We start from the raw sequence: 972 nt of genomic DNA on the forward strand, positions 1-972 counted from the left end.
CTCATCACCGGCGCCACCCAAGGCATCGGCCTCGCCATCGCCACCACCCTCGCCACCACCCACCGCATCCTCATCTGCGCCCGCGACCCCGACCGCCTCACCCACACCCGCGACCAACTCACCACCCACGGACACCACGCCCACGCCCACCCCTGCGACGTCCGCGACCCCGACCAGATCACCCACCTCATCGCCACCACCACCCACCACCACGGCCCCATCAGCGTCCTCGTCAACAACGCCGGCCGCAGCGGCGGCGGAACCACCCGCGACATCCCCGACGACCTCTGGAACGACGTCATCGACACCAACCTCACCAGCGTCTTCCGCGTCACCCGCGAAGTCCTCAAAAACGGCGGCATCCTCGACCAACCCACCGGCCGCATCATCAACATCGCCTCAACCGGCGGCAAACAAGGCGTCGTCCTCGGCGCCCCCTACTCCGCCTCCAAACACGGCGTCATCGGCTTCACCAAAGCCCTCGGCCTCGAACTCGCCAAAACCGGCGTCACCGTCAACGCCGTCTGCCCCGGCTACGTCGAAACCCCCATGGCCCGCAAAGTCCGCCAAAACTACGCCGCCCACTGGGGCACCACCGAAACCGACGTCCTCCACCGCTTCCAGAACAAGATCCCCCTCGGCCGCTACACCACCCCCGACGAAGTCGCCGCCATGGTCGCCTACCTCGCCTCCGACGCCGCCGCCCCCGTCACCGCCCAAGCCATCAACATCTGCGGCGGACTCGGCAACTACTGACCCCCGGAAGGAACCCCATGGCCGCCATCACCCGCACCACCCGCCACACCACCCACGTCAACGCCCCCGCCGACACCCTCTACCAGCTCATCGCCGACGTCACCCAATGGCCCCACACCTTCCCACCCACCATCCACGCCGAACGCACCCACGCCACCCACCACCACGAACACATCCGCATCTGGGCCCTCGCCAACGGCGACATCACCACCTGGA

1 protein-coding gene and 1 pseudogene are annotated in these 972 nt (G+C 68.1%); both read left to right on the forward strand.

What is annotated here, in order from left to right:
- The coding region (locus DEF28_RS26585; RefSeq protein ID WP_114446270.1) for an SDR family NAD(P)-dependent oxidoreductase at positions 1-756 on the forward strand (756 nt) is incomplete at its 5' end.
- 17 nt (positions 757-773) lie between these two features.
- Positions 774-972, forward strand: a pseudogene (locus DEF28_RS26590) (cyclase); the annotation flags it as partial.

Origin of the sequence: Marinitenerispora sediminis, from assembly GCF_003336425.1 — a bacterium.
In the GTDB taxonomy this organism is placed as follows: domain Bacteria; phylum Actinomycetota; class Actinomycetes; order Streptosporangiales; family Streptosporangiaceae; genus Marinitenerispora; species Marinitenerispora sediminis.